Source organism: Caulobacter sp. HJHS_5 (assembly GCF_056683955.1).
Genome location: NZ_JBWZNC010000003.1, coordinates 276,784 through 297,272, shown reverse-complemented (window position 1 = coordinate 297,272; position 20,489 = coordinate 276,784). Strand labels below are relative to the sequence as shown.

Annotated in this window: 27 protein-coding genes; 12 read left to right on the top strand and 15 right to left on the bottom strand. The window is 69.1% G+C overall.

Going from position 1 to position 20,489, the window contains the following annotated elements:
• Positions 1-120 precede the first annotated feature (120 nt).
• Genes ACFLIT_RS07710 through hemE form a run of 3 tightly spaced genes read right to left on the bottom strand, consistent with a single transcriptional unit; the run spans position 121 to position 2,641 of the window.
• Positions 121-594 carry a CopD family protein gene (locus tag ACFLIT_RS07710; protein ID WP_479910626.1) on the bottom strand — a complete coding sequence of 158 codons (474 nt, stop codon included), beginning with the start codon at positions 592-594 and terminating at the stop codon, positions 121-123.
• A complete protein-coding gene (hemH, locus tag ACFLIT_RS07705; RefSeq protein ID WP_479910625.1) occupies positions 594-1,574 on the bottom strand; it encodes a ferrochelatase in 981 nt (326 codons plus the stop codon). The genes ACFLIT_RS07710 and hemH overlap by 1 nt, the downstream gene beginning before the upstream one ends.
• Before the next feature lie 2 nt (positions 1,575-1,576).
• Positions 1,577-2,641: a uroporphyrinogen decarboxylase gene (gene hemE / locus ACFLIT_RS07700; RefSeq protein ID WP_479910624.1), complete on the bottom strand. Its 1,065-nt coding sequence runs from the start codon at positions 2,639-2,641 to the stop codon at positions 1,577-1,579.
• A gap of 471 nt (positions 2,642-3,112) precedes the next feature.
• Here hemE and ACFLIT_RS07695 point away from each other — a divergent pair, with 471 nt between their 5' ends.
• The 6 genes from ACFLIT_RS07695 to ACFLIT_RS07670 all read left to right on the top strand — a co-directional run bounded on the left by ACFLIT_RS07695 (position 3,113) and on the right by ACFLIT_RS07670 (position 7,083).
• Positions 3,113-4,039 carry a pyruvate, water dikinase regulatory protein gene (locus ACFLIT_RS07695; protein ID WP_479910623.1) on the top strand — a complete coding sequence of 309 codons (927 nt, stop codon included), beginning with the start codon at positions 3,113-3,115 and terminating at the stop codon, positions 4,037-4,039.
• Positions 4,036-4,635 carry a Maf family protein gene (locus ACFLIT_RS07690; protein ID WP_479910622.1) on the top strand — a complete coding sequence of 200 codons (600 nt, stop codon included), beginning with the start codon at positions 4,036-4,038 and terminating at the stop codon, positions 4,633-4,635. Before ACFLIT_RS07695 ends, ACFLIT_RS07690 begins: the two co-directional genes overlap by 4 nt.
• On the top strand, positions 4,632-5,456 hold the full coding sequence (gene aroE, locus ACFLIT_RS07685) for a shikimate dehydrogenase (protein WP_479910621.1): 825 nt from the start codon (positions 4,632-4,634) through the stop codon (positions 5,454-5,456). The genes ACFLIT_RS07690 and aroE overlap by 4 nt, the downstream gene beginning before the upstream one ends.
• Complete coding sequence (gene coaE / locus ACFLIT_RS07680; RefSeq protein ID WP_479910620.1) at positions 5,453-6,055, top strand: dephospho-CoA kinase; 603 nt, start codon at positions 5,453-5,455, stop codon at positions 6,053-6,055. The genes aroE and coaE overlap by 4 nt, the downstream gene beginning before the upstream one ends.
• 31 nt (positions 6,056-6,086) lie before the next feature.
• Complete coding sequence (dnaQ, locus tag ACFLIT_RS07675) at positions 6,087-6,791, top strand: DNA polymerase III subunit epsilon (RefSeq protein ID WP_479910619.1); 705 nt, start codon at positions 6,087-6,089, stop codon at positions 6,789-6,791.
• A 67-nt stretch (positions 6,792-6,858) separates the two neighbouring features.
• Positions 6,859-7,083, top strand: a complete 225-nt coding sequence (locus tag ACFLIT_RS07670) for an Ada metal-binding domain-containing protein (protein WP_479910618.1) — start codon at positions 6,859-6,861, stop codon at positions 7,081-7,083.
• Positions 7,084-7,100: 17 nt separating this feature from the next.
• Here ACFLIT_RS07670 and secB read toward each other — a convergent pair whose 3' ends face one another.
• Positions 7,101-7,598: a protein-export chaperone SecB gene (gene secB, locus ACFLIT_RS07665; protein ID WP_479910617.1), complete on the bottom strand. Its 498-nt coding sequence runs from the start codon at positions 7,596-7,598 to the stop codon at positions 7,101-7,103.
• A gap of 163 nt (positions 7,599-7,761) precedes the next feature.
• Here secB and timA point away from each other — a divergent pair, with 163 nt between their 5' ends.
• Genes timA through ACFLIT_RS07650 form a run of 3 tightly spaced genes read left to right on the top strand, consistent with a single transcriptional unit; the run spans position 7,762 to position 10,056 of the window.
• Complete coding sequence (timA, locus tag ACFLIT_RS07660; RefSeq protein WP_479910616.1) at positions 7,762-8,376, top strand: TIM44-related membrane protein TimA; 615 nt, start codon at positions 7,762-7,764, stop codon at positions 8,374-8,376.
• The gene (locus ACFLIT_RS07655) at positions 8,377-9,522 is read left to right on the top strand and encodes an MltA domain-containing protein (RefSeq protein WP_479910615.1); all 1,146 of its coding nucleotides are present in this window, start codon (positions 8,377-8,379) and stop codon (positions 9,520-9,522) included. It begins immediately after the preceding gene.
• Between the two features lie 6 nt (positions 9,523-9,528).
• Complete coding sequence (locus tag ACFLIT_RS07650; protein ID WP_479910614.1) at positions 9,529-10,056, top strand: Smr/MutS family protein; 528 nt, start codon at positions 9,529-9,531, stop codon at positions 10,054-10,056.
• On the opposite strand, the gene ACFLIT_RS07645 is transcribed toward ACFLIT_RS07650, so the two are convergent.
• The 7 genes from ACFLIT_RS07645 to nth all read right to left on the bottom strand — a co-directional run bounded on the left by ACFLIT_RS07645 (position 10,053) and on the right by nth (position 14,953).
• Positions 10,053-10,394, bottom strand: a complete 342-nt coding sequence (locus ACFLIT_RS07645; RefSeq protein ID WP_479910613.1) for a phosphoribosyl-ATP diphosphatase — start codon at positions 10,392-10,394, stop codon at positions 10,053-10,055. The two genes, ACFLIT_RS07650 and ACFLIT_RS07645, sit on opposite strands and share 4 nt — an antisense overlap.
• Positions 10,391-11,176 carry an imidazole glycerol phosphate synthase subunit HisF gene (gene hisF, locus ACFLIT_RS07640; RefSeq protein ID WP_479910612.1) on the bottom strand — a complete coding sequence of 262 codons (786 nt, stop codon included), beginning with the start codon at positions 11,174-11,176 and terminating at the stop codon, positions 10,391-10,393. The genes ACFLIT_RS07645 and hisF overlap by 4 nt, the downstream gene beginning before the upstream one ends.
• Positions 11,176-11,898: a 1-(5-phosphoribosyl)-5-[(5-phosphoribosylamino)methylideneamino]imidazole-4-carboxamide isomerase gene (gene hisA / locus ACFLIT_RS07635; protein WP_479910611.1), complete on the bottom strand. Its 723-nt coding sequence runs from the start codon at positions 11,896-11,898 to the stop codon at positions 11,176-11,178. Before hisA ends, hisF begins: the two co-directional genes overlap by 1 nt.
• Before the next feature lie 16 nt (positions 11,899-11,914).
• A complete protein-coding gene (hisH, locus tag ACFLIT_RS07630; RefSeq protein WP_479910610.1) occupies positions 11,915-12,559 on the bottom strand; it encodes an imidazole glycerol phosphate synthase subunit HisH in 645 nt (214 codons plus the stop codon).
• Positions 12,560-12,569: 10 nt separating this feature from the next.
• Positions 12,570-13,163: an imidazoleglycerol-phosphate dehydratase HisB gene (hisB, locus tag ACFLIT_RS07625; protein WP_479910609.1), complete on the bottom strand. Its 594-nt coding sequence runs from the start codon at positions 13,161-13,163 to the stop codon at positions 12,570-12,572.
• The gene (locus tag ACFLIT_RS07620; protein WP_479910608.1) at positions 13,163-14,155 is read right to left on the bottom strand and encodes an adenosine kinase; all 993 of its coding nucleotides are present in this window, start codon (positions 14,153-14,155) and stop codon (positions 13,163-13,165) included. The genes hisB and ACFLIT_RS07620 overlap by 1 nt, the downstream gene beginning before the upstream one ends.
• Before the next feature lie 120 nt (positions 14,156-14,275).
• The gene (nth, locus tag ACFLIT_RS07615) at positions 14,276-14,953 is read right to left on the bottom strand and encodes an endonuclease III (protein WP_479910607.1); all 678 of its coding nucleotides are present in this window, start codon (positions 14,951-14,953) and stop codon (positions 14,276-14,278) included.
• Positions 14,954-14,984: 31 nt separating this feature from the next.
• Here nth and ACFLIT_RS07610 point away from each other — a divergent pair, with 31 nt between their 5' ends.
• Positions 14,985-15,449, top strand: coding sequence for a DUF2244 domain-containing protein (locus ACFLIT_RS07610; protein ID WP_479910606.1), 465 nt, complete (start codon positions 14,985-14,987; stop codon positions 15,447-15,449).
• Between the two features lie 51 nt (positions 15,450-15,500).
• Positions 15,501-16,421 carry a methylated-DNA--[protein]-cysteine S-methyltransferase gene (locus ACFLIT_RS07605; RefSeq protein ID WP_479910605.1) on the top strand — a complete coding sequence of 307 codons (921 nt, stop codon included), beginning with the start codon at positions 15,501-15,503 and terminating at the stop codon, positions 16,419-16,421.
• Between the two features lie 453 nt (positions 16,422-16,874).
• Here the strand turns inward: ACFLIT_RS07605 and hslU are convergent, their stop codons facing one another.
• Together hslU and hslV are read right to left on the bottom strand one after the other, a co-directional pair.
• On the bottom strand, positions 16,875-18,170 hold the full coding sequence (hslU, locus tag ACFLIT_RS07600) for an ATP-dependent protease ATPase subunit HslU (RefSeq protein ID WP_479910604.1): 1,296 nt from the start codon (positions 18,168-18,170) through the stop codon (positions 16,875-16,877).
• Entirely contained in the window at positions 18,170-18,727 is a 558-nt protein-coding gene (gene hslV / locus ACFLIT_RS07595; protein ID WP_479910760.1) for an ATP-dependent protease subunit HslV, read from the bottom strand. Before hslV ends, hslU begins: the two co-directional genes overlap by 1 nt.
• Before the next feature lie 31 nt (positions 18,728-18,758).
• On the opposite strand from hslV, the gene ACFLIT_RS07590 reads away from it, so the two are divergent.
• Complete coding sequence (locus tag ACFLIT_RS07590) at positions 18,759-19,517, top strand: HesA/MoeB/ThiF family protein (RefSeq protein ID WP_479910603.1); 759 nt, start codon at positions 18,759-18,761, stop codon at positions 19,515-19,517.
• On the opposite strand, the gene ACFLIT_RS07585 is transcribed toward ACFLIT_RS07590, so the two are convergent.
• Complete coding sequence (locus ACFLIT_RS07585; RefSeq protein ID WP_479910602.1) at positions 19,490-19,891, bottom strand: YkvA family protein; 402 nt, start codon at positions 19,889-19,891, stop codon at positions 19,490-19,492. The genes ACFLIT_RS07590 and ACFLIT_RS07585 overlap by 28 nt on opposite strands.
• A 4-nt stretch (positions 19,892-19,895) precedes the next feature.
• Positions 19,896-20,477, bottom strand: coding sequence for a CC0125/CC1285 family lipoprotein (locus tag ACFLIT_RS07580; protein ID WP_479910601.1), 582 nt, complete (start codon positions 20,475-20,477; stop codon positions 19,896-19,898).
• Between the last annotated feature and the right edge of the window lie 12 nt (positions 20,478-20,489).

Here is a 20,489-nt window from a genome sequence, read left to right as displayed (position 1 = left end):
CAGGCGCTCAGGACGAGCGCGGCCGGAGAAGGGAAGGGCGTCCGGTCGAACCGGACGCTTCGAGGGAGGAAAACCACGCGGCGGCCCGAGGGTCAAGCGTGGCTGAAGCGGACGGCGCGGCTAGCGGCCGAACGTCCATTCCGTGGTCACCGACAGCACCATGATCACGGCGGCCAGGAACGGCAGTTCATTGGTCATCCGCCAAAACTTTTCCGAGCGGGTGTTGGTCCCGGCGGCGAACTGTTTGCGGGCCTTGGCGAGGAAGCCGTGCCAACCGGAAAGGAAGAATACGCCCGCCAGCTTGGTGATCATCCAGGGCTCGGCCAGGTAGCTCCAGCCGCCGCGCAGCACGCTGTCGGACAGGATCAGCAGAATGCCGAAGATCCAGGTCAGGCCCATGGCCGGGTTGATGATGATGCGCAGCAGCTTCACCTCCATGGTCTGGAAGGTGAGATCCATCTCCGAGCCGCGCGCCGCCTTGGTGTGATAGACGTAGATTCGCGGCAGATAGAGCATGCCCGCCATCCAGGCGATCACGCCGATGATGTGCAGCCCCCGCCACAGGTTGTAGTGGCCAGCCAACCAATCGAGCATCACGTTCCCTCCGGCCGCGCTGGGCCCGGCCCCGCGCCCTCGACCAATCGCGCCAGGCCGGCGATGAAGGCCGGCTGCACCCCCGGCGTCGGCGCCCGCAGATAAGTCGCGCAACCCAGGCCCTTGGCCAGCTCGGCGTATTCATGGTCGAGCTCAACCAGGGTTTCCACATGTTCCGAGACGAAGGCGATCGGGCAGATCAGCACGCCCTTGCCGTCCGCCTGGGCCTGGGCGATCGCCTCGGGCGTCGAGGGGCCCAGCCATTTCATCGGCCCGACGCGGCTCTGATAGCAGATCCGCCAGTCGGTCCAGCCGAGACGGGCGGCGATGGCCCGCGCGGTGCGCTGGATGTGGGTCTCGTACGGATCGCCGGCGTCGATCACCTTTTGCGGTAGGCCATGGGCGGAAAACAGCAGGCGGATGTTGTCAGGCGAGCCGGCGGCCTCGAAGGTTTCGGTGATCTTGGCCGCGTGCGCCTCGATCAGACCGGGCTCCTCCGGATAGCTCTCGATCACCTCGACGACGCCCGAACCCCGATAGGCCTTGCGCCACGCCTTCAGGGACGACGCCGTCGTGGTCGTCGAGTACTGCGGATAGAGCGGCAGCAGGACGACCCGGTCGGGCTGGAAGCCGGCGACCTCGCGCGCGGCCTGTTCGGTGAACGGCTTCCAGTAGCGCATGGCGATATGCACCTGCACCTCCAGGTCCGGCCGCCGCGCCGCCAGGGCGGCCTGAAGGGCCTTGGCCTGAGCCTGGGTCTCGGCCAGCAGCGGCGAGCCGCCGCCCATCAACGCGTAGTTGGCCTTGGCCGCCTTGTTGCGCGACACGGCGATCAGGCCGGCAAGCAGGGGGCGGATCACCGGCGGCAGGGGAATGATCGCCGGGTCGTTGAACAGGTTGAACAGAAACGGTCTGACCGAGGTCTGACCGTCGGGTCCGCCCAGATTGAACAGCACCACCGCCAGGCGGGGCTTGCCCATGTTCAGTAGTCCATTTTCGGGGTGAAGCCGGGCGTTGGATCCTTGCCGGTCACCCGCTTGAGCACGCGCTCGACGTGGGCGATCGGGGTGTCGGGCAGGATGCCGTGTCCCAGATTGAAAATGTAGGGACCCTCGCCCCATTGCGCCAGAAGGGTCTCAACCCTTTCATCCAGCGCCGCCCCACCGGCCCGCAGCAGCAGGGGGTCGAGCGCGCCTTGGATCGGCTTGGCGGCTTGCACGCGCTGCCCGAGGGCGGCCGGGGCGGTGGTGTCCAGCGCCACGGCGTCGACCGGGGTGACCACCGCGTAGCGATCGACCATGGCCGAGGCGCCGCGCGGAAAGCCGATCACCGGCGTGGTCACGCCCCGGGCCCGCAGGCCCTTGACGATGGCGGTGTGCGGCCGGATCACCAGGCGTTCGAACAGGTCCTCGGAAAGACCCTCCGCCCAGCTCTCGAACAGCTTCAGCACCTGGGCGCCCGACGCCGCCTGCATGGCCAGGTAGTCGACCGTCGCCTCGACCAGCACGTCGATCAGGGCGTCCAGCGCCTCGGGATGCTCATAGGCGTAGGTGCGGGCGCCGGAGCGATCCGAGGAGCCGCCCTCGATCATGTAGGTCGCCACGGTCCAGGGCGCGCCGGCGAAGCCGATCAGCGCCTTTTCGGGATCAAGGGCCGCCCGGACGCGTGAGAGGGTCTCGCCGACGTTCTTAAGCGCCTCCCCGGCGGCCGGCGCCAGATCGCGCATCCGCTCGATGGACGGCAGGGCGCCGAGCTTCGGGCCTTCGCCGGCCTCGAACCAGACCTCCTGCCCAATGGCGCGCGGGATCAGGAGGATGTCGGCGAAGACGATGGCGGCGTCGAACGGCAAACGCCGCATCGGCTGCAGCGTCGCCTCGGCCGCCTTCTCGGGATCGAGGCAAAAAGCGATGAAGTTCGGCGCCGTCGCCCGTAGCGCCCGGTATTCCGGCAGGTAGCGCCCGGCCTGACGCATGAACCACACGGGTGGTCGGCTCTGCTTTTCACCCGCCAGGACGGACAGGAACTTCGGTCGGCTTTTCTCGGACATCTGCGCCTTAAACCCGCTCGTCTCGCCCGGCTCAAGCCCGAAGCGTCTTACGAGCCCCCGAAGACTCACAGACCCCGTCTGCCCTCCTTCTTCTCTTTAAGAATTTATTAAGGAAGAGGATGAGGCGGCGGGACACGGGCGCCGCGGGGATGAGCGCTGGCGTAACGGAATCGTCAAACCGCCATGGGCCCGCGGCGCCCGTCTCCTCCACAGCGCGGAGGTCGCCTGTGAATTGCGGGGATGGTTCCGGAGGCGCCGGAAATCGTTAAGACTTCCTTAACCCTTGTCCGAGGATCGCCGCGAGGACGACTGTTTTGCTCCCGGGGCTGTCGACATCGGTCGTCCCGACCGCCCCAATGACTCTCATCCTTGGGGATGAACCGCGACGCCGAGAGGACTTCTGTCCCCCACCGCCTTGGCAAAGCGCCCGCCAGAGCGTTTTCTGCGGTTCGATCCCCAGGGGACTATGATTTGATCCGCTCCTCGTTCACCGACCGTCCACAGTCCGGCCCCGCCCCCCACGGCGACGCCCTCCCGCCTCGCCCCAGCGCCGACGCTCGCTTCGCCACCTATTTCCATGTGCATCTCGTCTCGGACTCCACGGGCGAAACCCTTAACGCCATGGCGCGCGCGGTCTGCGCCCGCTTCGCCGACGTGCTGCCGATCGAGCATATCTACGCCCTGGTCCGCTCCGACCGCCAGCTCGAGCGCGCGCTGGAGGAAATCGCCGGCGCCCCAGGCGTGGTGATGCACACCATCATCGACCCGACCCTGCGCACGGCGCTGGAGGAAGGCTGCCGCCGGCTGGAAATGCCCTGCATCGCCGCCCTCGACCCGGTGGTGTCGGCGATGTCGCGCTATCTCGGCGCCCGCATCTCCACGCGGGTCGGCGCCCAGCACGCGCTGGACAACGACTACTTCGACCGCATGGAGGCGCTGAACTACGCCATCGCCCACGACGACGGAAACGGCGGCCAGGACCTGAACCTCGCCGACGTTATCCTGGTCGGGGTGTCGCGCACTTCCAAGACCCCGACCTCGATCTACCTGGCTCACCGTGGCATCCGCGCCGCCAACGTTCCCCTCGTCCCCGGGGTCGACTCCGAGCCGCAGCTCGCGGCCCTGGGCCAGCGGGGCAAGCTGATCGTCGGCCTCACCGCCTCGCCCGACCGTCTGATCCAAATCCGTCGCAACCGCCTGCTCTCCCTGCGTGAGGAGCGGGAAAGCACCTATGTCGACGCGGATTCAGTGCGCGAGGAGATCGTCAGGGCGCGCCGGATGTTTGAGCGCCATGGCTGGCCGGTGATCGACGTCTCCCGCCGCTCGGTGGAAGAGACCGCCGCCTCGATCATCAACCTCCTGTCCGGCGGCCGCGGCCAGGTCGAGGTGCTCGGTTGAGCGCGCCTCAGGTCACCCTGGCGTCGGCCAGCCAGATCCGAGCCGCCTTGCTGCGCGGCGCGGGCGTCGAGTTCGAGGTGTTCAGCCCCGGCGTCGACGAGGCCGCCATGAAAGCCGGCTTGCTGGCCGAGGGCGCGGGCCCGCGCGATGTCGCCGACGCCCTGGCCGAACTGAAGGCCGCCCGCGCCGCCCGTTCGCGCCCTGGCCTGGTGATCGGCGCCGACCAGACGCTCGATCTCGACGGCGGTCTCTACGACAAGGTCGCCACCCTGGAGGAGGCCGAGACGCGCCTGCGCCTGCTGCGCGGCAAGGTGCACAAGCTGCACGCCGCCGTGGTCGTGGCCAAGGATGGCGCGCCGATCTGGCGCGAGGTCGTCACCACCAAGCTCTCGATGCGCCCGTTCACCGACGCCTTCCTGGAAGGCTACCTCGCCCGCGAAGGCGAGGCCCTGCTCTCCTCGGTCGGTTGCTACCGGCTGGAAGGCGAAGGTCTGCAGCTGTTCGACCGGATCGACGGCGACTACTTCGCCATCCTCGGCCTGCCGATGATCGGCCTGCTCGACCTGCTGCGTCGCCATGGAGTCCTGGCGCTGTGACCACCGTTGCCGGGGTCTGCGGCTGGCCCGTCAAACATTCGCTGAGCCCGCTGATCCATGGCGCCTGGCTGCGGGCGGCCGGCGTCGACGGCGCCTATGAGCGTTTCGAGGTCGCGCCCGACGATTTCGCCGCCTTCGTCGCCGACGCTCGGGGCCGCCTGTCCGGCGTCAATGTCACCGTACCGCACAAGGAGGCGGCCCTGGCCCTGGCGGAGACCGTCAGTCCCGTGGCGCGCGCCGCCGGGGCCGCCAACGTCCTCACCTTTCGCAACGGCGCCATCCAGGCCGACAATACCGACGGCGTCGGCCTGCTGGCCGCCCTGGCTGAACAGGCCGGTTTTGCTCCGAACAAGACCACCCAGGCCGTGATCCTCGGCGCCGGCGGCGCGGCGCGGGGCGCGGCGGCGGCGCTGCTGGCGGAGGGCGCGTCGGTGGTCGTGGCCAATCGCACGCTCGGGCGGGCCACGGCGCTGGCCAAGGAGCTCGCGGCGCTCGGACCCATCCGGGGCGTGAGCGAAGCCGATGTCTCGACCGCCGACCTGATCGTCAACGCCACGACCCTGGGCCTCGGTGGCGGCCCCGGTCCGGCGATCGATCTGGCCGCAGCCCGGCCGGGCTGCGTGGCGATGGACATGGTCTACAAGCCCCTGCGCACCGAGTTCCTCGAACGCGCCCGAACCCTCGGCCGTCCGGCGGTCGACGGCCTCGCCATGCTGATCGGCCAGGCGGTCCCCAGCTTCCGGGCCTTCTATGGCCAGGCGCCCGATCCGGCCGTCGATGTCCGCGCCCTGGCGCTGCGGGCCCTGGGCGAGGCGGGATGATCGTCGTCGGCCTCACCGGATCGATCGGCATGGGCAAGTCGACGACGGCCCGGCTGTTCGCCGAGGCCGGCGCGGCGGTGCACGACGCCGACGAAACGGTCCAGCGGCTCTACGCCCCGGGCGGCGGCGCGGTCGGTCCGGTCTCGGCCGCCTTTCCCGACGTGCTGGGCGAGGACGGCGGAATCGATCGCCGCAAACTCAGCGCCGCGGTGACCACCGACCCCGCGGCCCTCGCCCGCCTGGAAGCCATCGTCCATCCGCTGGTCACCGCCGACCGCGAGGCCTTCCTCGCGCGGGCCCGCGAGCAAGGCCGCCAGCTGGCGGTGCTGGAGGTGCAGCTGCTATTCGAGACCGGACTCGACGCCCAGGTCGATGCGGTGGTCGTGGTTTCCGCCGCGCCCGACATCCAGCGCGCCCGGGTCATGGCCCGACCGGGCATGACTGAGGCCAAGTTCCAGGCCCTGCTGGCCCGACAGACGCCGGACGCCGAGAAGCGCGCGCGCGCCGATTATGTGATCGACACCGGCTCGGGGATCGAAGCCGCCCGCGAACAGGTGCGCGACATCATCGCCCTGTTGAGAACCCGCGGCCAAGCTTGAGCCGGCCACCGAAACGGCCCATCTAGGACCGATGGCCCGCGCCGTTGTCCTCGATACCGAAACCACCGGCCTCGATCCGCAGAGCGGTCACCGCCTGATCGAAGTCGCTTGCGTCGAGATCGACGACTACATCCCGACCGGGCGGAATTTTCACCGTTACATCCACCCCGAGCGCGATATCGACGCCGATGCCCAGCGGGTTCACGGCATCAGCCTGGAGTCGCTGAAGGGCAAGCCGAAGTTCAACGACCCCGACGTGGTCGACGCCTTCCTGGAGTTCGTCGGCGACGCGCCGATCGTGGCCCACAACGCCGCCTTCGACCGGGGCTTCATCAATCACGAACTGACGCGGATCAACCGCGCCATCCTGCCCGAGCCGCAGTGGATCGATACCCTGGCCCTGGCCAAGAAGCGCTTCCCGGGGATGTACAACTCTCTGGATTCGCTCTGCAAACGCTTCAAGATCAGCCTCGCCGACCGCAAGCTGCACGGCGCCCTGATCGACGCCTCGCTGCTGGCGCAGGTGTATCTGGAACTGCAGGGCGGTCGCGAGCGCGGCCTGGAGCTGACCCAGGTTGTCGCCGTCAAGGCGGTGACCGCCGCGGTGCAGAGCGCCTACGGCGCCCGACCGCGTCCGTTGCCCTCGCGGATCACCGACGACGAACGCGCGGCCCACGAGGCTTTCGTCAACGGCGTGCTGAAGGACAAGGCGGTCTGGCTGAAGGTCGGGCTCTAGCCTGGCGCAAGAACCGGGCTGACCCGCCGGACGCCCGGGCGCAAGTCTTCCTGCGGGAGGACCGAGCATGATCGAAGCCGAGGTCGACGACGCCCGCTGGGAGCAGGTGCAAAACCGCGATCGCGCGGCCGACGGCCGTTTCTGGTGCGTGGTCAGAACGACGCGGATCTACTGCCGCCCGTCGTGTCCGGCCCGGCCGCATCGCCGCAATGTCAGCTTTCACGACAGTCTGGCGTCGGCCCGGGCGACCGGCGCCCGAGCCTGCAAGCGTTGCGATCCGGACGCGGCCTGAGCCGCGTCCCTTCGGGATCAGGCGTTGCCGACGGTCTCGCCGAGCGCGCCCTGCGCCTTGCGCGAGGCGTAGATCGCCCCGAAGTCGATCGGATCGACCATGAAGGGCGGGAAGCCGCCTTCGCCGGTGACGTCGGCGATGATCCGGCGGGCGAAGGGGAAGAGGAAGCGCGGGCACTCGATCAGCAGCACCGGCTCCATGTCGTCCGGCGAGACGTTGTCGATGGCGAACAGGCCGCCGTAGACCACCTCGACGTGGAACACCGGATCGTCGCCGCGCGCGGCGCGGGCCGAAAGCTTCACGTCCACCTCGAACAGGCCGTCGTCGCGGCCGCGGGCGCCGAGCTCGACATTCATGTCGATCTGCGGCTGGGCCTCGTTGGCGCGCAGGGATTCCGGCGCGCGGGGGTTTTCGAACGACAGGTCGCGAACGAACTGGGCCACGATGCGCAGGCCCGGCGGGCCCGCCTGGGCCTCGGGAGCGGCGGCGGGGGCGCCGGATTCGGTGTCGGTCATGAGCTGAAGGTTCCGTTCGTCGGGCGGCGTCGCCGCAATATCCAGGCCGCGGCGACTATCATGCGGGTTCGGCGGGCGCAACGCGGCGGCGCGCGGTGACGTGGCCGAAACGCAAGCCTATATAGAGGCGTTGGTTTCTCTCTAGGAATTGGACACGCTCGCCTTGCAGGCTCTTGAACTGATCATCTTCGCGGTGCTGGCGGGCGTCGTGCTGTACCAGCTCTATGCGGTGCTGGGCCGCCGGGTCGGCCGACAGCCGGAGGACGCGCCCCAAACCCAGGCCGCCCCGCCGGCCTCGACGCAGATCGGGCCGCGCGACCTCGGCGACGAAGCCGCCGCAGGCCTTACCGGCGTCGCCGCGCTGCGCGCCCGCGACCCCAGCTTCGAAGCCGGCCGTTTCCTCGACGGCGCGCGTCAGGCCTATGAGATGGTGGTCAAGGCCTTCGGCGCGGGCGACCGCGAGACCTTGCGCAATCTGCTGTCGCCGCCGGTGTTCGACGGCTTCGACGGCGCCATCGCCGCGCGTGAGGCGGAAGGTCGCAGCGAGCAGATCGAATTCCCCCACGCCCCGCGCGCCGATCTCGAAAAGGTCGAGGTTCACGGCGATTTCGCCGAGGCCACCGTGCGTTTCCTGGCTGAATTCCGCAGCCGCTCGAAAGGTCCGGAAGGCGAGGCGGTGGACGACAAGCGCACCGCCGAACTCTGGACCTTCCAACGTAATCTTAAGAGCCGCGACCCCAACTGGGTGCTGATCCATGTGGACGCCGCGGAGGCGTAGTTGCGCTTATTCGTTCTCGGCGCGGGCCTTCTCGCCGCGCTGACCCTCGCCGGTTGCGTCAGCGCGCCGATGCCCGTCCGACCGCCCGGCGGCCCGATCCCGCCGCCGGCGGAAGTTCCACCCGCCGAGGCTCCGATCAAGTCCGCCTCCAACCTGCCGGGCCTGCCCGGTTGGGCGATGGAGGATCACGCGGCGGCGCTGGAAGCCTTCCGAGCCGGCTGCGGCGTCTCGAAAGATTCGGCGACGCTCGACCTCTGCGGCCGCGCCCGCGCGTTACGAGCGTTCGGCGACCGGGAGGCCCGGCTTTTCCTGGAAACTCATTTCCGCGCCGAGCCGGTGGGCGGCGAGGGCCTGCTCACCGCCTATTTCGCCCCGCAATACGAAGCCCGCGCCCGCCGCAGCGCCGAATTCAGCGCTCCGGTGCGGCCGAAGCCCGACGACATGGTCTCGGTCGCGCTCAGCGCCTTCGACCCGGCGACCCCCGATCAGACGCTGATCGGCCGTGACCGCGACGGCAAGGTCGAGCCCTACCCGGATCGCGCCGCCATCGAGGCCAGTCCGGCCAACAGGGTTTCCGCCTGGATGCGCCCGGAAGATCTGTTCTTCCTGCAGATTCAGGGATCCGGCGTCCTGACCTTCGAAGACGGCCGGCGGCTGCGCGCCACCTTCGCCGCTCACAACGGCAAGCCCTATGTCGGCATCGCCATTCCCATGCGCGAGCGCGGTCTGCTGCCGGACAACAACACCTCCGGCGACAATATCCGGCGCTGGCTGGCCGACCATCGCGGCCGCGAGGCCGATGCGGTGATGGCTCTCAATCCGCGCTACATCTTCTTCAACCTCGGACCCGACGACGGGCGTGAGCCGGGAGGCGCGGCGGGCGTAGCCCTGCCGGCGGGTCGCGCCATCGCCGTGGATCTTTCGCAGCACGATCTCGGCGGCTTTTACTGGATCGATGCCGAGGCGCCGAAGCTGGCCGGCGCCTTCCCGACCTATCGCCGCGCCGCCATGGCGCTCGACACCGGCGGCGCCATCAAGGGCGCGGTGCGGGCCGACCTCTACATGGGCACTGGCGACGCCGCGGGCACCGAGGCCGGGCGGGTACGTCATACCCTGCGTCTCTACCGCCTGGTTCCGCTATCTTAAGCAGCCATGACCCGCCGGCCGCCGCAGCTTCCCCTTGACGACCTGAAGCTTTGGGCCCGGGTGACCTCCACCGTGCGCCCCCGTCCGGGCAAGGCCCAGCCGGTCATCCCCGAAACCCGGCCGCCCGCGCCCAAGACCGAACCGATGGCCGCGATGCACGTGCCGGTCGGCCCGTCGCCGAAGGTGAAGCGCAAGGGCCCGAAGGCGATTCCGCCGCCGGAGGTCATCGAGCCCAACCGCAAGCGCCGCATCGTCCGCGACCGGCCCGAGGCGCGGCTCGATCTGCACGGCCTCGACCAGGATCGCGCCCGCGCCGTGCTTGAAAGCTTCGTCCTGCGCGCGGTCGACGACGGCTATCGCGCCTGTCTGGTGATCACCGGCAAGGGCTCGCGCGGCGAGGGCGTGCTGCGGCGCTATGTTCCCGAATGGCTGGCGGCCGCGCCGCTTCGGGGGGTCGTGGCCGGCGTGTCGGAGGCGGCGCGCCATCACGGCGGGGCCGGGGCGCTCTACGTGGCGCTAAAGCGGAAAGGTTAGGACGTCCGCGAGGCCTTCTCGGCGACGCCCGACTGGCCCTCACGGGCCTCGAGCTTGGCGGCGACGGCGTCGAGGTCCAGGCCCTTGGCGGCGGCCAGCGCCAACCAGTGGTAGAGCAAGTCGGCGCTTTCGGCGGCCAGGGCGTCGCCCCCCCCTCCAGCATTGTCCGGGCTGACTGCGGCGATCACCGTCTCCGTGGCTTCCTCGCCGAGCTTCTTGGCGGCCTTGGCCGGGTCGCTCAGCAGTTGGGCCGTGTAGGAGGCCTTGGGGTCGCCGCCCTTGCGGCTCTCGATGGTCGCGGCCAGACGGGCGAGGGTGTCGAACAGGCGCGTGGTCATGCGGCGGCTCCCGGCTGACGGCCAGGAACCCTAACAGGCAGGCCGGCGGAGGCCAGGGCGGCCTTGGCCTCGCCGATGCTGATTTCGCCGAAGTGGAAGATCGAGGCGGCCAGCACGGCGTCGGCGCCCCCGTCGCGGGCGGCGTCGACCAAGTGCTCCACCTTGCCGGCCCCGCCCGAGGCGATGACGGGCACGCTGACGGCGCCGGTCACGGCCTTCAGCAGCGCGATGTCGTAGCCGATCTTGGCCCCGTCGCGGTCCATGGAGGTCAGCAGGATTTCGCCCGCGCCTCGCTCCACCGCCTTGGCGGCGTAGTCGACAACGTCGATGCCGGTGTCCTTGCGGCCGCCGTAGGTGAACACGCCCCAGGAGCCGTCCTCGCGCCGCTTGGCGTCGATGGCCACCACCACGCACTGGGCGCCGAAGGCGTCGGCCCCGGCGGCGATCACATCGGGGTTCTCGACCGCCGCGGTGTTGATCGAGACCTTGTCTGCCCCGGCCAGCAGCAGGCGGCGCATGTCGTCCACCGAGCGCACCCCGCCGCCGACCGACAGCGGCATGAAGCAGACGTCGGCGGTGCGGGCCACCACGTCGAGGATCGTGCCTCGGTTCTCGTGGCTGGCGGTGATGTCCAGGAACATCAGCTCGTCGGCCCCGGCGGCGTCATAGGCGCGGGCCTGCTCGACGGGATCACCGGCGTCGCGCAGGGCCACGAAATTGACCCCCTTCACGACCCGACCGTCCTTCACGTCGAGGCACGGAATGACCCGCAGATTGAGCATCAGGCGGCGGCCTCAAGCGCCTCGGCCGGCTTGATGGCGCCGGTATAGAGCGAGCGGCCGAGCACGGCGCCGGCGATCGGAACCCCGTTCCGTGCCTTCAGGGCTTCGAGGTCGCCGACGCCCGCGATGCCGCCCGAGGCGATCACTGGAATGCTCACGGCGTCGGCCACCTCGCCGGTGGCCTCGACATTGACGCCCACCAGGGCGCCGTCACGGCCGATGTCGGTGACGATCAGGGCGGCGACGCCCGCGTCCTCGAAACGCTTGCCTAGGGTCACGGCGTCGAGGTCGGAGCCGCCGACCCAGCCGTCTACCGCCACCTTGCCGTCGCGCACGTCCACGGCCACGGCGATCTGCTCGGGCCATTCGCGGGCCGCCTTGCGGACGAGTTCGGGCTCACGCACCGCCAGGGTTCCGAGGATCACACGGCTGACGCCGGCTTCGATCCAGCGCTCGATATCGGCCAGGCTGCGGACGCCGCCGCCCAACTGCACCGGAATGGAGACGGCGTTGAGGATGGACTCCACGGCCGCCGCGTTCACTGGCTTGCCCTCGATGGCGCCGTTGAGGTCGACCACATGCAGCCACTCGAAGCCGTCGGCGGCGAAGCGGGCGGCCTGGTCGGCGGGCGAGGCGTTGAACACCGTCGCCTTGTCCATGTCGCCGTACAGCAGACGAACGCACTGGCCGTCCTTCAGGTCGATGGCGGGATAGAGGATCATCGGTCTTGGTCTTTTTTCAGGGCCGCCAGGCCAGGAAGTTGGCGAGCAGGGTCAGGCCCGCCTGTTGCGATTTCTCGGGGTGGAACTGGACGCCGGCCACATTGTCCCGCGCCACCGCCGAGGTGAAGCGGCCGCCGTGGTCGCTGGTCGCCAGCACGTCGTCCGCGTCCGCCGCCGTCAGGGCGAAGGAGTTGGCGAAATACATCGGAGCGTCCGGTTCGACACCCTCAAAAAGCTTGTGTTGGCGCGTCCGCTCGACGGCGTTCCAGCCCATGTGCGGGATGGTCAGGGTCGGATCGGAGGGTTCGAGCTTCTTCACCTCGCCCGCGATCCAGTCGAGCCCGGGGGTGACGCCGAACTCCAGGCCGCGGCTGGCCAGCAGCTGCATGCCGACGCAGATTCCGAGGAAGGGAACGCCGCGCTGCGTCACCGCCTCCCCCAGCGCCTCGACCACGCCCGAGGCGTCGAGCCCCGCGCGGCAGGAGGCGAAAGCCCCCACGCCGGGCAGCAGGATGCGGTCGGCCGACGCCACGACCTGCGGGTCGGCGGTCACACGCACGGCGACGTCGTCGCGGCCGGCGCGGCGGGCGGCCTCGACAAGCGCCTTTTCGGCCGAACGAAGGTTGCCCGACCCGTAGTCGATCAGGGCGACGCTATTCATGGTCTAAACCCTACAGCACGCCCTTGGTGGACGGCGCTTGGCCGCCGGTCTTCGGGTCGTATTCGATGGCGACGCGCAGGGCGCGGGCCAGGGCCTTGAACCCGCTCTCGGCGATATGGTGGCTGTTTTCGCCATACAAAGTTTCGAGGTGCACGCAGGCGCCCGCGTTCATGGCGAAGGCGTGGTGGAATTCCTTGAACAGCTCGGTGTCGACGTCGCCGACCTTCGGGCGCGAGAACTGCACCTTCCAGATCAGGTACGGCCGGTTCGACAGGTCGAGGGCGCAGCGCGTCAGGGTTTCGTCCATCGGGATATAGGCCGAGCCGAAGCGGCGGATGCCCTTGAAACCGTCGAGCGCCTCCTTGATCGCCTGACCCAGCACGATGCCGGTGTCCTCGATCGTGTGGTGCATGTCGATGTGCAGGTCGCCCTTGGTCTCGATCTCCACGTCGATGCCGCCGTGCCGCGCGAAGCTCTCCAGCATGTGGTCGAAGAAACCGATGCCGGTGGCGATCTTCGAGGCGCCCGCGCCGTCCAGGTCCACACGCACGCGGATCTGGGTTTCCTTGGTGTTGCGGACGACTTCCGCCGTACGGTTGGTCATCAGATCAGTCCTTGCGCGGCCGCCAGGTCCTTCAGGGAGACCGCGGGGCGGGGGCCATAGTGCGAGATCACCTCGGCGGCGGCCAGCGATCCGAGCTTGCCGCACACCTGCAGCGAACGCTCGCGCGCCAGGCCGAACAGGAAGCCGGCGGCGTATTGGTCGCCCGCGCCCGTGGTGTCGACCAGCTGGGCCACCGGGGCGGCGGCGATCTCATGACGCTCATTGCCCGAAAGCACCAGCGAGCCGGCGGCGCCCCGGGTGACGGCGGCGATGGCGACCTTGTCGGCCAGGGCCTTGGCGGCGGCCTCGAAGTCGTCGGTCTGGAACAGGGCCTTCACCTCCACCTCATTGGCGAAGACGATGTCGCACTGGGTTTCGATGAAGCCCATCAGGGCCTCGCGGTGACGCTCGACCACGAAGGCGTCCGATAGGGTGATGGCCATCAGGCGCTGCTGGGCGTGGGCCAGGCCCGCGGCCTTGGCGAAGGCGCGGCGGGCTTCGTTCGGATCGAAGAGATAGCCTTCAAGGTAGACGATCTTGGCCTGCTCGACGACCTCGACGCTCACGTCGGCCGGCGTCAGCTCGGTCGAGGCGCCGAGATAGGTGCACATGGTGCGCTGGGCGTCGGGGGTGACGTTGATCATGCAGACGGCGGTCGGCGAGCCGCCGACCAGACGCGCGGTGTCGAAGCGCACGCCCTGGGCGCGCATGTCGTTCTCGAACACGTCGCCGAAGGCGTCGTCGGCCACCTTGCCGAGATAGGCCGCCTTGCCGCCCAGGCTGGCGACGCCGGCGATGGTGTTGCCGGCCGAACCGCCCGAAGCCTCGATGGCCTTCGCCATGCGGCTGTAGAGGTCCGCGCTGCGGGCGGCGTCCACCAGCTGCATCGAGCCCTTCACCAGGCCTTCGCGCTCGAGGAAGGCGTCGTCGCACGGCGCGATCACATCGACGATGGCGTTGCCGATGGCGGCGACGTCGTAAAGCGCGGTCATGTCTTACGTTTTTCCCGGTGGAGCTCGCGGGGGCTCGTTAGCCGCGAACGCTGCGGAAAGCTAGAACCGTTTCCCCCTCGAACGGGTAAACGCCCTACCCTTTGGGTGAAAGCTGCCCCCTCAGGCGCCGATGAACAGTTCGCGCGACGGACAGAGGTCGGCAACGATGCAGGCCTCGCATTTCGGCCGCCGGGCGACGCAGGTGTAGCGCCCGTGCAGGATCAGCCAGTGGTGGGCGCGGGTGAGATACGGCTCGGGCACGATGGCCGTCAGATCCGCTTCCACCGCGTCGGGCGTCTTGCCGTTCGACAGCTTCAGGCGATGGGCGACGCGGAACACGTGGGTGTCGACGGCGATGGCAGGCTCGACGCCGAGTTCGTTCAGCACCACGCTGGCGGTCTTGCGGCCGACGCCCGGCAGGCTCTGCAGCGCCTCGCGGTCGGTGGGCACCTGGCCGCCGTAACGGTCGACCAGGATGTGGGCGGCGGCGATCACATTGCGGGCCTTGGCGCGGTAGAGGCCGATGGTGCTGATCGTCCGCATCAGCTCGGCCTCGCCGAGGGCCAACATCTGCTCGGGCGTATCGGCCAGCTTGAACAGCTTGTCGGTGGCTTTGTTGACGCCCTTGTCCGTCGCCTGGGCGGACAGGGCGACGGCCGTCACCAGGGTGTAGGGGTTATGGTAATTCAGCTCGGTCTGGGGATTCGGCTCGGCCGCCGCCCAGCGGGAAAACAGCTCGTCGACACGCTGGCGTTCCTTCGGCGAAAGGCGTTTCTTCGGGGCGGGACGTTTGACCATGGCGTCCTGTGTGTGAAGCGGATTTCGAAGCGTGACCACCCTCTACATGGACGCCGTGATCACCCCCAACCGCTCGCTGGGCGAAACGGGCCGCAAGGTGCTGATGTACGCCCTCTGCTTCGCCTCCAGCCTGATCGCGACCTTCCTGTTCGTCATCGGCGCCTGGATGGCGCCGTTCTTCCTGGGCGTCGACATCCTGGCCCTCTGGTGGGCGTTCAAGATCGCCGCCCGGCGGGCCGAGCGTAATGAGCGGGTGCGCGTGTCGGCCGACGCCGTCACCGTGACGCATGAGGACAAGACCGTCTGGACCTCGCCGACCGCCTTCACCGGCGTGCGCGTCGACCGGGCCGGCGAACATGACGCTCGTGTGCGCCTAACCCTCTCGGCCAAACGCCTGACCGTCGGCGCCGCGCTGAGCCCCGAGGAGCGGGAGGCTTTCGCCGACGCCCTGAAGCAGGCGATCCTGGCGGCGCGGGCCGAGCGATATTCTCGATAGGTCAGCAAGAACCGGGCGGCTTTCGTCGCGGCGCGGGCCTAGCCTGGGATCATGGCATACGACAACGATAGACCCATGACCGATCTCGCCCCCGCCGATCGCTTCGCGGCCCTGACCGAACGCTCGGCCGACTATCACCGCATGGACAAGGCCCTGGCCTGGCTGGCCGAGCACTGGCGCGACCGGCCCTCGCTCGACGACGCGGCCGAGGTGGTCGGCCTGTCGCCCTTCCATTTCCAGCGCGTCTTCACCCGCTGGGCGGGGGTCAGCCCCAAGACCTTCATGGCCGCCATCGCCCACGCCGAGGCGCGGCGCTCGCTGGAGGCCGGCGAGAGCGTGCTCGACGCGGCTTACGACGCCGGGCTTTCCGGCCCCTCGCGGCTTCACGACCTGTTCATCGCCCAGGAGGCCGTCACCCCCGGCGAGGCGCGCCGTCGCGGCGAAGGCCTGACCCTGACCTGGGGCTGGGCGCCGACGCCGTTCGGCAGGGGCCTGTTCGTCATGGCCCCGCGCGGCCTCGCCGGTCTCGGTTTCGCCGAAGGCCTGCGCACCGGCGGCGCCGGCGATCCCGAGGCGGAAGCGTTGGAGGACATGCGCCGTCGCTGGCCGGCCGCCGACTGGGTGCGCGATGACGCCGTCGCCGCCAAGGCCGCCCGCCAAGCCTTCCTCAGTGAGGAAGGTCCGCTGCCGATCCAGCTGATTGGCCCGCCGTTCCACATCCAGGTCTGGAAGGCCCTGCTGCAGATCCCGTCCGGCGCCACCGCGACCTACGCCGACGTCGCCCGCTGGGCCGGCAAACCCGGCGCCTTCCGCGCCACCGGTGCGGCGGTGGGAGCCAACCCGATTTCGCTGCTCATCCCATGTCACCGCGCAATCGCCCGAGATGGCCGGCTGACGGGCTATCACTGGGGGTTGGCGAGAAAGGCGGCGATGCTGGGGATCGAGGCGGTTGGGCGGTTCGAAGCGGCGTGAGGCACGGGAGTGCTTCCCGATGCCTGTGCTTTGCCGCTTCCAATCGCCAAGCCTGCCCACTTCATCACTGCGACGACTACGACCAGAGCGACTAGGGCGACAATTCCCCATCCGCTGGCTTCAGCATGCAGCCAACGACCTAGCCGAATGGTCACGGTGTGAGGCGTGTAAGACTCTTCGGGGAGAGTTCGCTTCTTGGGCACCGGGCAAAGCTCGCCATTGATCGAATCGATCAGGGCAACCCAAGGGGTATGGGGGCAAAATTTCCGGACGATGCAAGGGGGTAAGAAAGTGGTCTTGCTGTCGTCCGCCCTAAAAGAAAAGCTCTTTCTTCAAACAAAACAATGATTTGCTCGGTCGCTAATTATCCACAGCTATGACGCGCCGCGTTCCCTAAACGTTCGCTATTCGGCGGCCGCGCCCACACCGGCGTTAGCACTCACCAAGCGTTCCTCAGAGAATGAACCGGCTCAGGTCCGTGTCCGCCGCCAACGCTCCGATGCGCTCGCGCACATAGGCGGCGTCGATGGTCACCGTCTCGCCGGACTTGTCGCCAGCGGTGAAGCTGATGTCCTCGACCACCTTTTCGAGGATGGTCTGCAAACGTCTCGCGCCGATGTTCTCGACGCTGCCGTTCACGGCCACGGCGGCGTCGGCCAGGGCGTCGATGGCGTCGTCGGTGAACACCAGCGTCAGGCCCTCGGTGGCCATCAGCGCCTGGTGCTGGCGGATCAGATTGGCTTCCGGCTCGGTAAGGATGCGGCGCAGGTCGTCGCGGGTCAGGGCCTTCAGCTCGACGCGGATCGGCAGGCGGCCTTGCAGCTCGGGCAGCAGGTCCGAGGGCTTGGCCACGTGGAAGGCGCCCGAGGCGATGAATAGCACGTGGTCGGTCTTCACCGGCCCGTGCTTGGTGGAGACGGTCGTACCCTCGATCAGCGGCAGCAGGTCGCGCTGCACGCCTTCGCGGGAGACGTCGCCGCCGCCGCGATCCTGGCGGCTGGCCACTTTGTCGATCTCGTCGAGGAAAACGATGCCGTGGTTCTCGGCCAAGGCCAGGGCTTCCTGGGTCAGGGCCTCCTGATCCAGCAGCTTGTCGCTCTCCTCGGCGATCAGCGGGGCGTGGGCCCCGGCGACGGTGGTCTTGTGGGTCTTGGTGCGGCCGCCGAACGCCTTGCCCATCATTTCCGACAGGTTCAGTACGCCCATGCCGCCCGGCTGGCCGGGAATCTCGAAGCTCGCGCCGCCGGTATCGGCCAGTTGCAGCTCGACTTCCTTGTCGTTCAGCTCGCCGGCCCGCAGCTTCTTGCGGAAGCTCTCGCGCGCGGCGGTCGAGCCGGGGCCGGTGAGGGCGTCGAGGATGCGCTCCTCGGCGGCGGCCTCGGCGCGGGCCCGCACGCCGGCGCGGCGTTTGTCGCGCACCATGGCGATGGCGCTTTCCACTAGGTCGCGCATGATCTGGTCGACATCGCGGCCGACGTAGCCGACCTCGGTGAACTTGGTGGCCTCGACCTTGAGGAACGGGGCCTGCGCGAGACGCGCCAGGCGGCGGGCGATCTCCGTCTTGCCGACGCCGGTCGGCCCGATCATCAGGATGTTCTTCGGGGTGATCTCGTCGCGCAGATCCTCCGGCGTGCGACGCCGGCGCCAGCGGTTGCGCAGGGCCACGGCCACGGCGCGCTTGGCTTCGGCGTGGCCGACGATGAAGCGGTCCAGTTCGGAGACGATTTCGCGGGGAGAGAACTCGGTCATCAGAGCGTCTCCACCGTGAGAGAACCATTGGTATAGACGCAGATGTCGCCGGCGATCTTCATGGCGCGACGGGCGATCTCCTCGCTGTCGAGGTCGAAATCGGCCAGGGCCGTAGCTGCGGCCAGGGCGTAGGAGCCGCCCGAGCCGATGGCGGCCACGGCGTGTTCCGGCTCCAGCACGTCGCCCATGCCGGTGACGGTGAAGATCTGATCCTTGTCGGCGACCAGCAGCATGGCCTCCAACCGGCGGAGATAGCGGTCGGTCCGCCAGTCCTTGGCCAGGTCGACGCAGGCGCGGGCCAGCTGGTCGGGATACTGTTCGAGTTTGGCTTCCAGCCGTTCGATCAGGGTGAAGGCGTCGGCGGTGGCGCCCGCGAACCCGGCCAGCACCTTGCCGCCCGCCAGGCGACGCACCTTGCGGGCGTTGCCCTTGACGATGGTCGGGCCGAGAGACACCTGTCCGTCGCCGGCGATGGTGGTCTTTCCATCCTTGCGCACGGCGAGGATGGTGGTGCCGTGCCAAGACGGCATCGAATTAGCTTCGCTCATGACCCGCATGTGGTCGGGCGCAACCGAAGGGTCAAGCGGCATGGCGTTTTCGCCGGAGGAGGTCGAGCGTTACGCCCGCCATCTGGTGCTGCGCGAGATCGGCGGCCCGGGCCAGCAGGCGCTGGCCGCGGCGCGGGTGCTGGTGGTCGGGGCCGGCGGCCTCGGCTCGCCCGCGGTCCTCTATCTGGCGGCGGCGGGGGTCGGGACCCTGGGGATCGTCGATCCGGACGCGGTTTCGCTTTCCAACCTGCAGCGCCAGGTGCTGTTCACCGCCGCCGATGTCGGTCGGCCGAAGGTGACGGCGGCGGCCGAGGCGCTCGGCGCCCTCAATCGGCATGTCGTAGTCGAGCCGCATCTCGCCGCCCTCGACGCCGGCAACGCCGGCGAAATGGTCGCCGACTATGATCTTGTCCTCGACGGCACCGACGACTTCGCCACCCGCTTCTGCGTTTCCGACGCCTGCGTCGCCCACCGCAAACCGCTGGTTTCCGGCGCCCTCGGTCGATGGACCGGTCAGGTCGGGGTGTTCGAGGGCCGGCCCTGCTACCGTTGCCTGACGCCGGAAATCCCGCCGGACGCCGAGACCTGCGCCGTCGTCGGCGTGGTCGGAGCCCTGGCCGGGGTGATCGGATCGATGATGGCCCTGGAGGCGGTGAAGATCATCACCGGCGCCGGCGAGCCGCTGGCCGGCCGCCTGCTGATCTACGATGGGCTGAGCGGTGAAAGTCGTACGGTGAAGATCGGGGCCGACCCGGAGTGCCCCAGCTGCGGTCAGTCCCCGGCGATTTTGGTCAGGTAAGCCTGCGCCGCGTCCTTGTGCTTGGGCTTCACGTTCTTGCCGACCACCGCCATCAGCGCCGCCATCACCGCCGCGTCGTCGGTGAAGCCGAAGCCGGCGATGAAGTCGGGCACCGCGTCGGTCGGCAGGACGAAATAGGCCAGGGCCGCCAGCATCAACCCCTTGGCCGCCGTCGGCGTCTCCTTGTCGCGCACGCACCAGAACACCGAAAGGGCGTCGGCGGCGAAGGGAATCCTCGCCGCCACCTTGCGGATCTTGGGCAGGAAGCCGCGACGCACGCGCGCCTCGTTGACCCTCACCGTGATCGGGGCGAGGGCCTTGGAGGGATCGAGGACGTCCGAGACGTCCGGGCTCGTGGCGTCGCCTAAGGTCATGCGTTTAGGGCTGCGGCCGCTGGATGCTCGGGCCGAGGTTCGACATCACCTGGCGGGCGTCGAAGGCGCGGGGGTTGTCCTGCGGCGTCGGCCCGCGGCGCAGCAGAATCTCGGCCGTGGCCTCGAAACGCTCCACCGTCCGGGTGTCCATGCTGTTGGCCCAGAACGGGCTGCCCCAGAATGGGTCCCAGGTGCGCCAGCCGTAACGCGGACCGTAGTAGCGCCACGACGGTTGCCAGTAGCCGTAGCCCCAGCCGCCGAAGCCCGGCCCCATCATGCTGGGCGTCGTATAGGTCCGGCGGTCGCGGTCCGTGGTGCGGTCGACGATCTCGAACCAGTCATAGCCGGTCTGGGTGGTCAGCTCGGCGGCGCGGTAGAGCAGATAGCGCTCCACGGTCTCGCGCGAGGTCAGGGTATTGCCGGCGAAGGTCACGCGGAACCGGTTCTCGGTGATCCGCGCGTCGGAGAAGCCGCCGGAGACCGACGTGCCGCGCACGGCCGGTTGGTAGGGCGTGGGCGTCGCGCAGGCGGCCAGCCCGGCCGCGAGGGCCAACGCAGCAAGCGTGGCTATTGGTTTGATCTTCATCACAAACTCCTG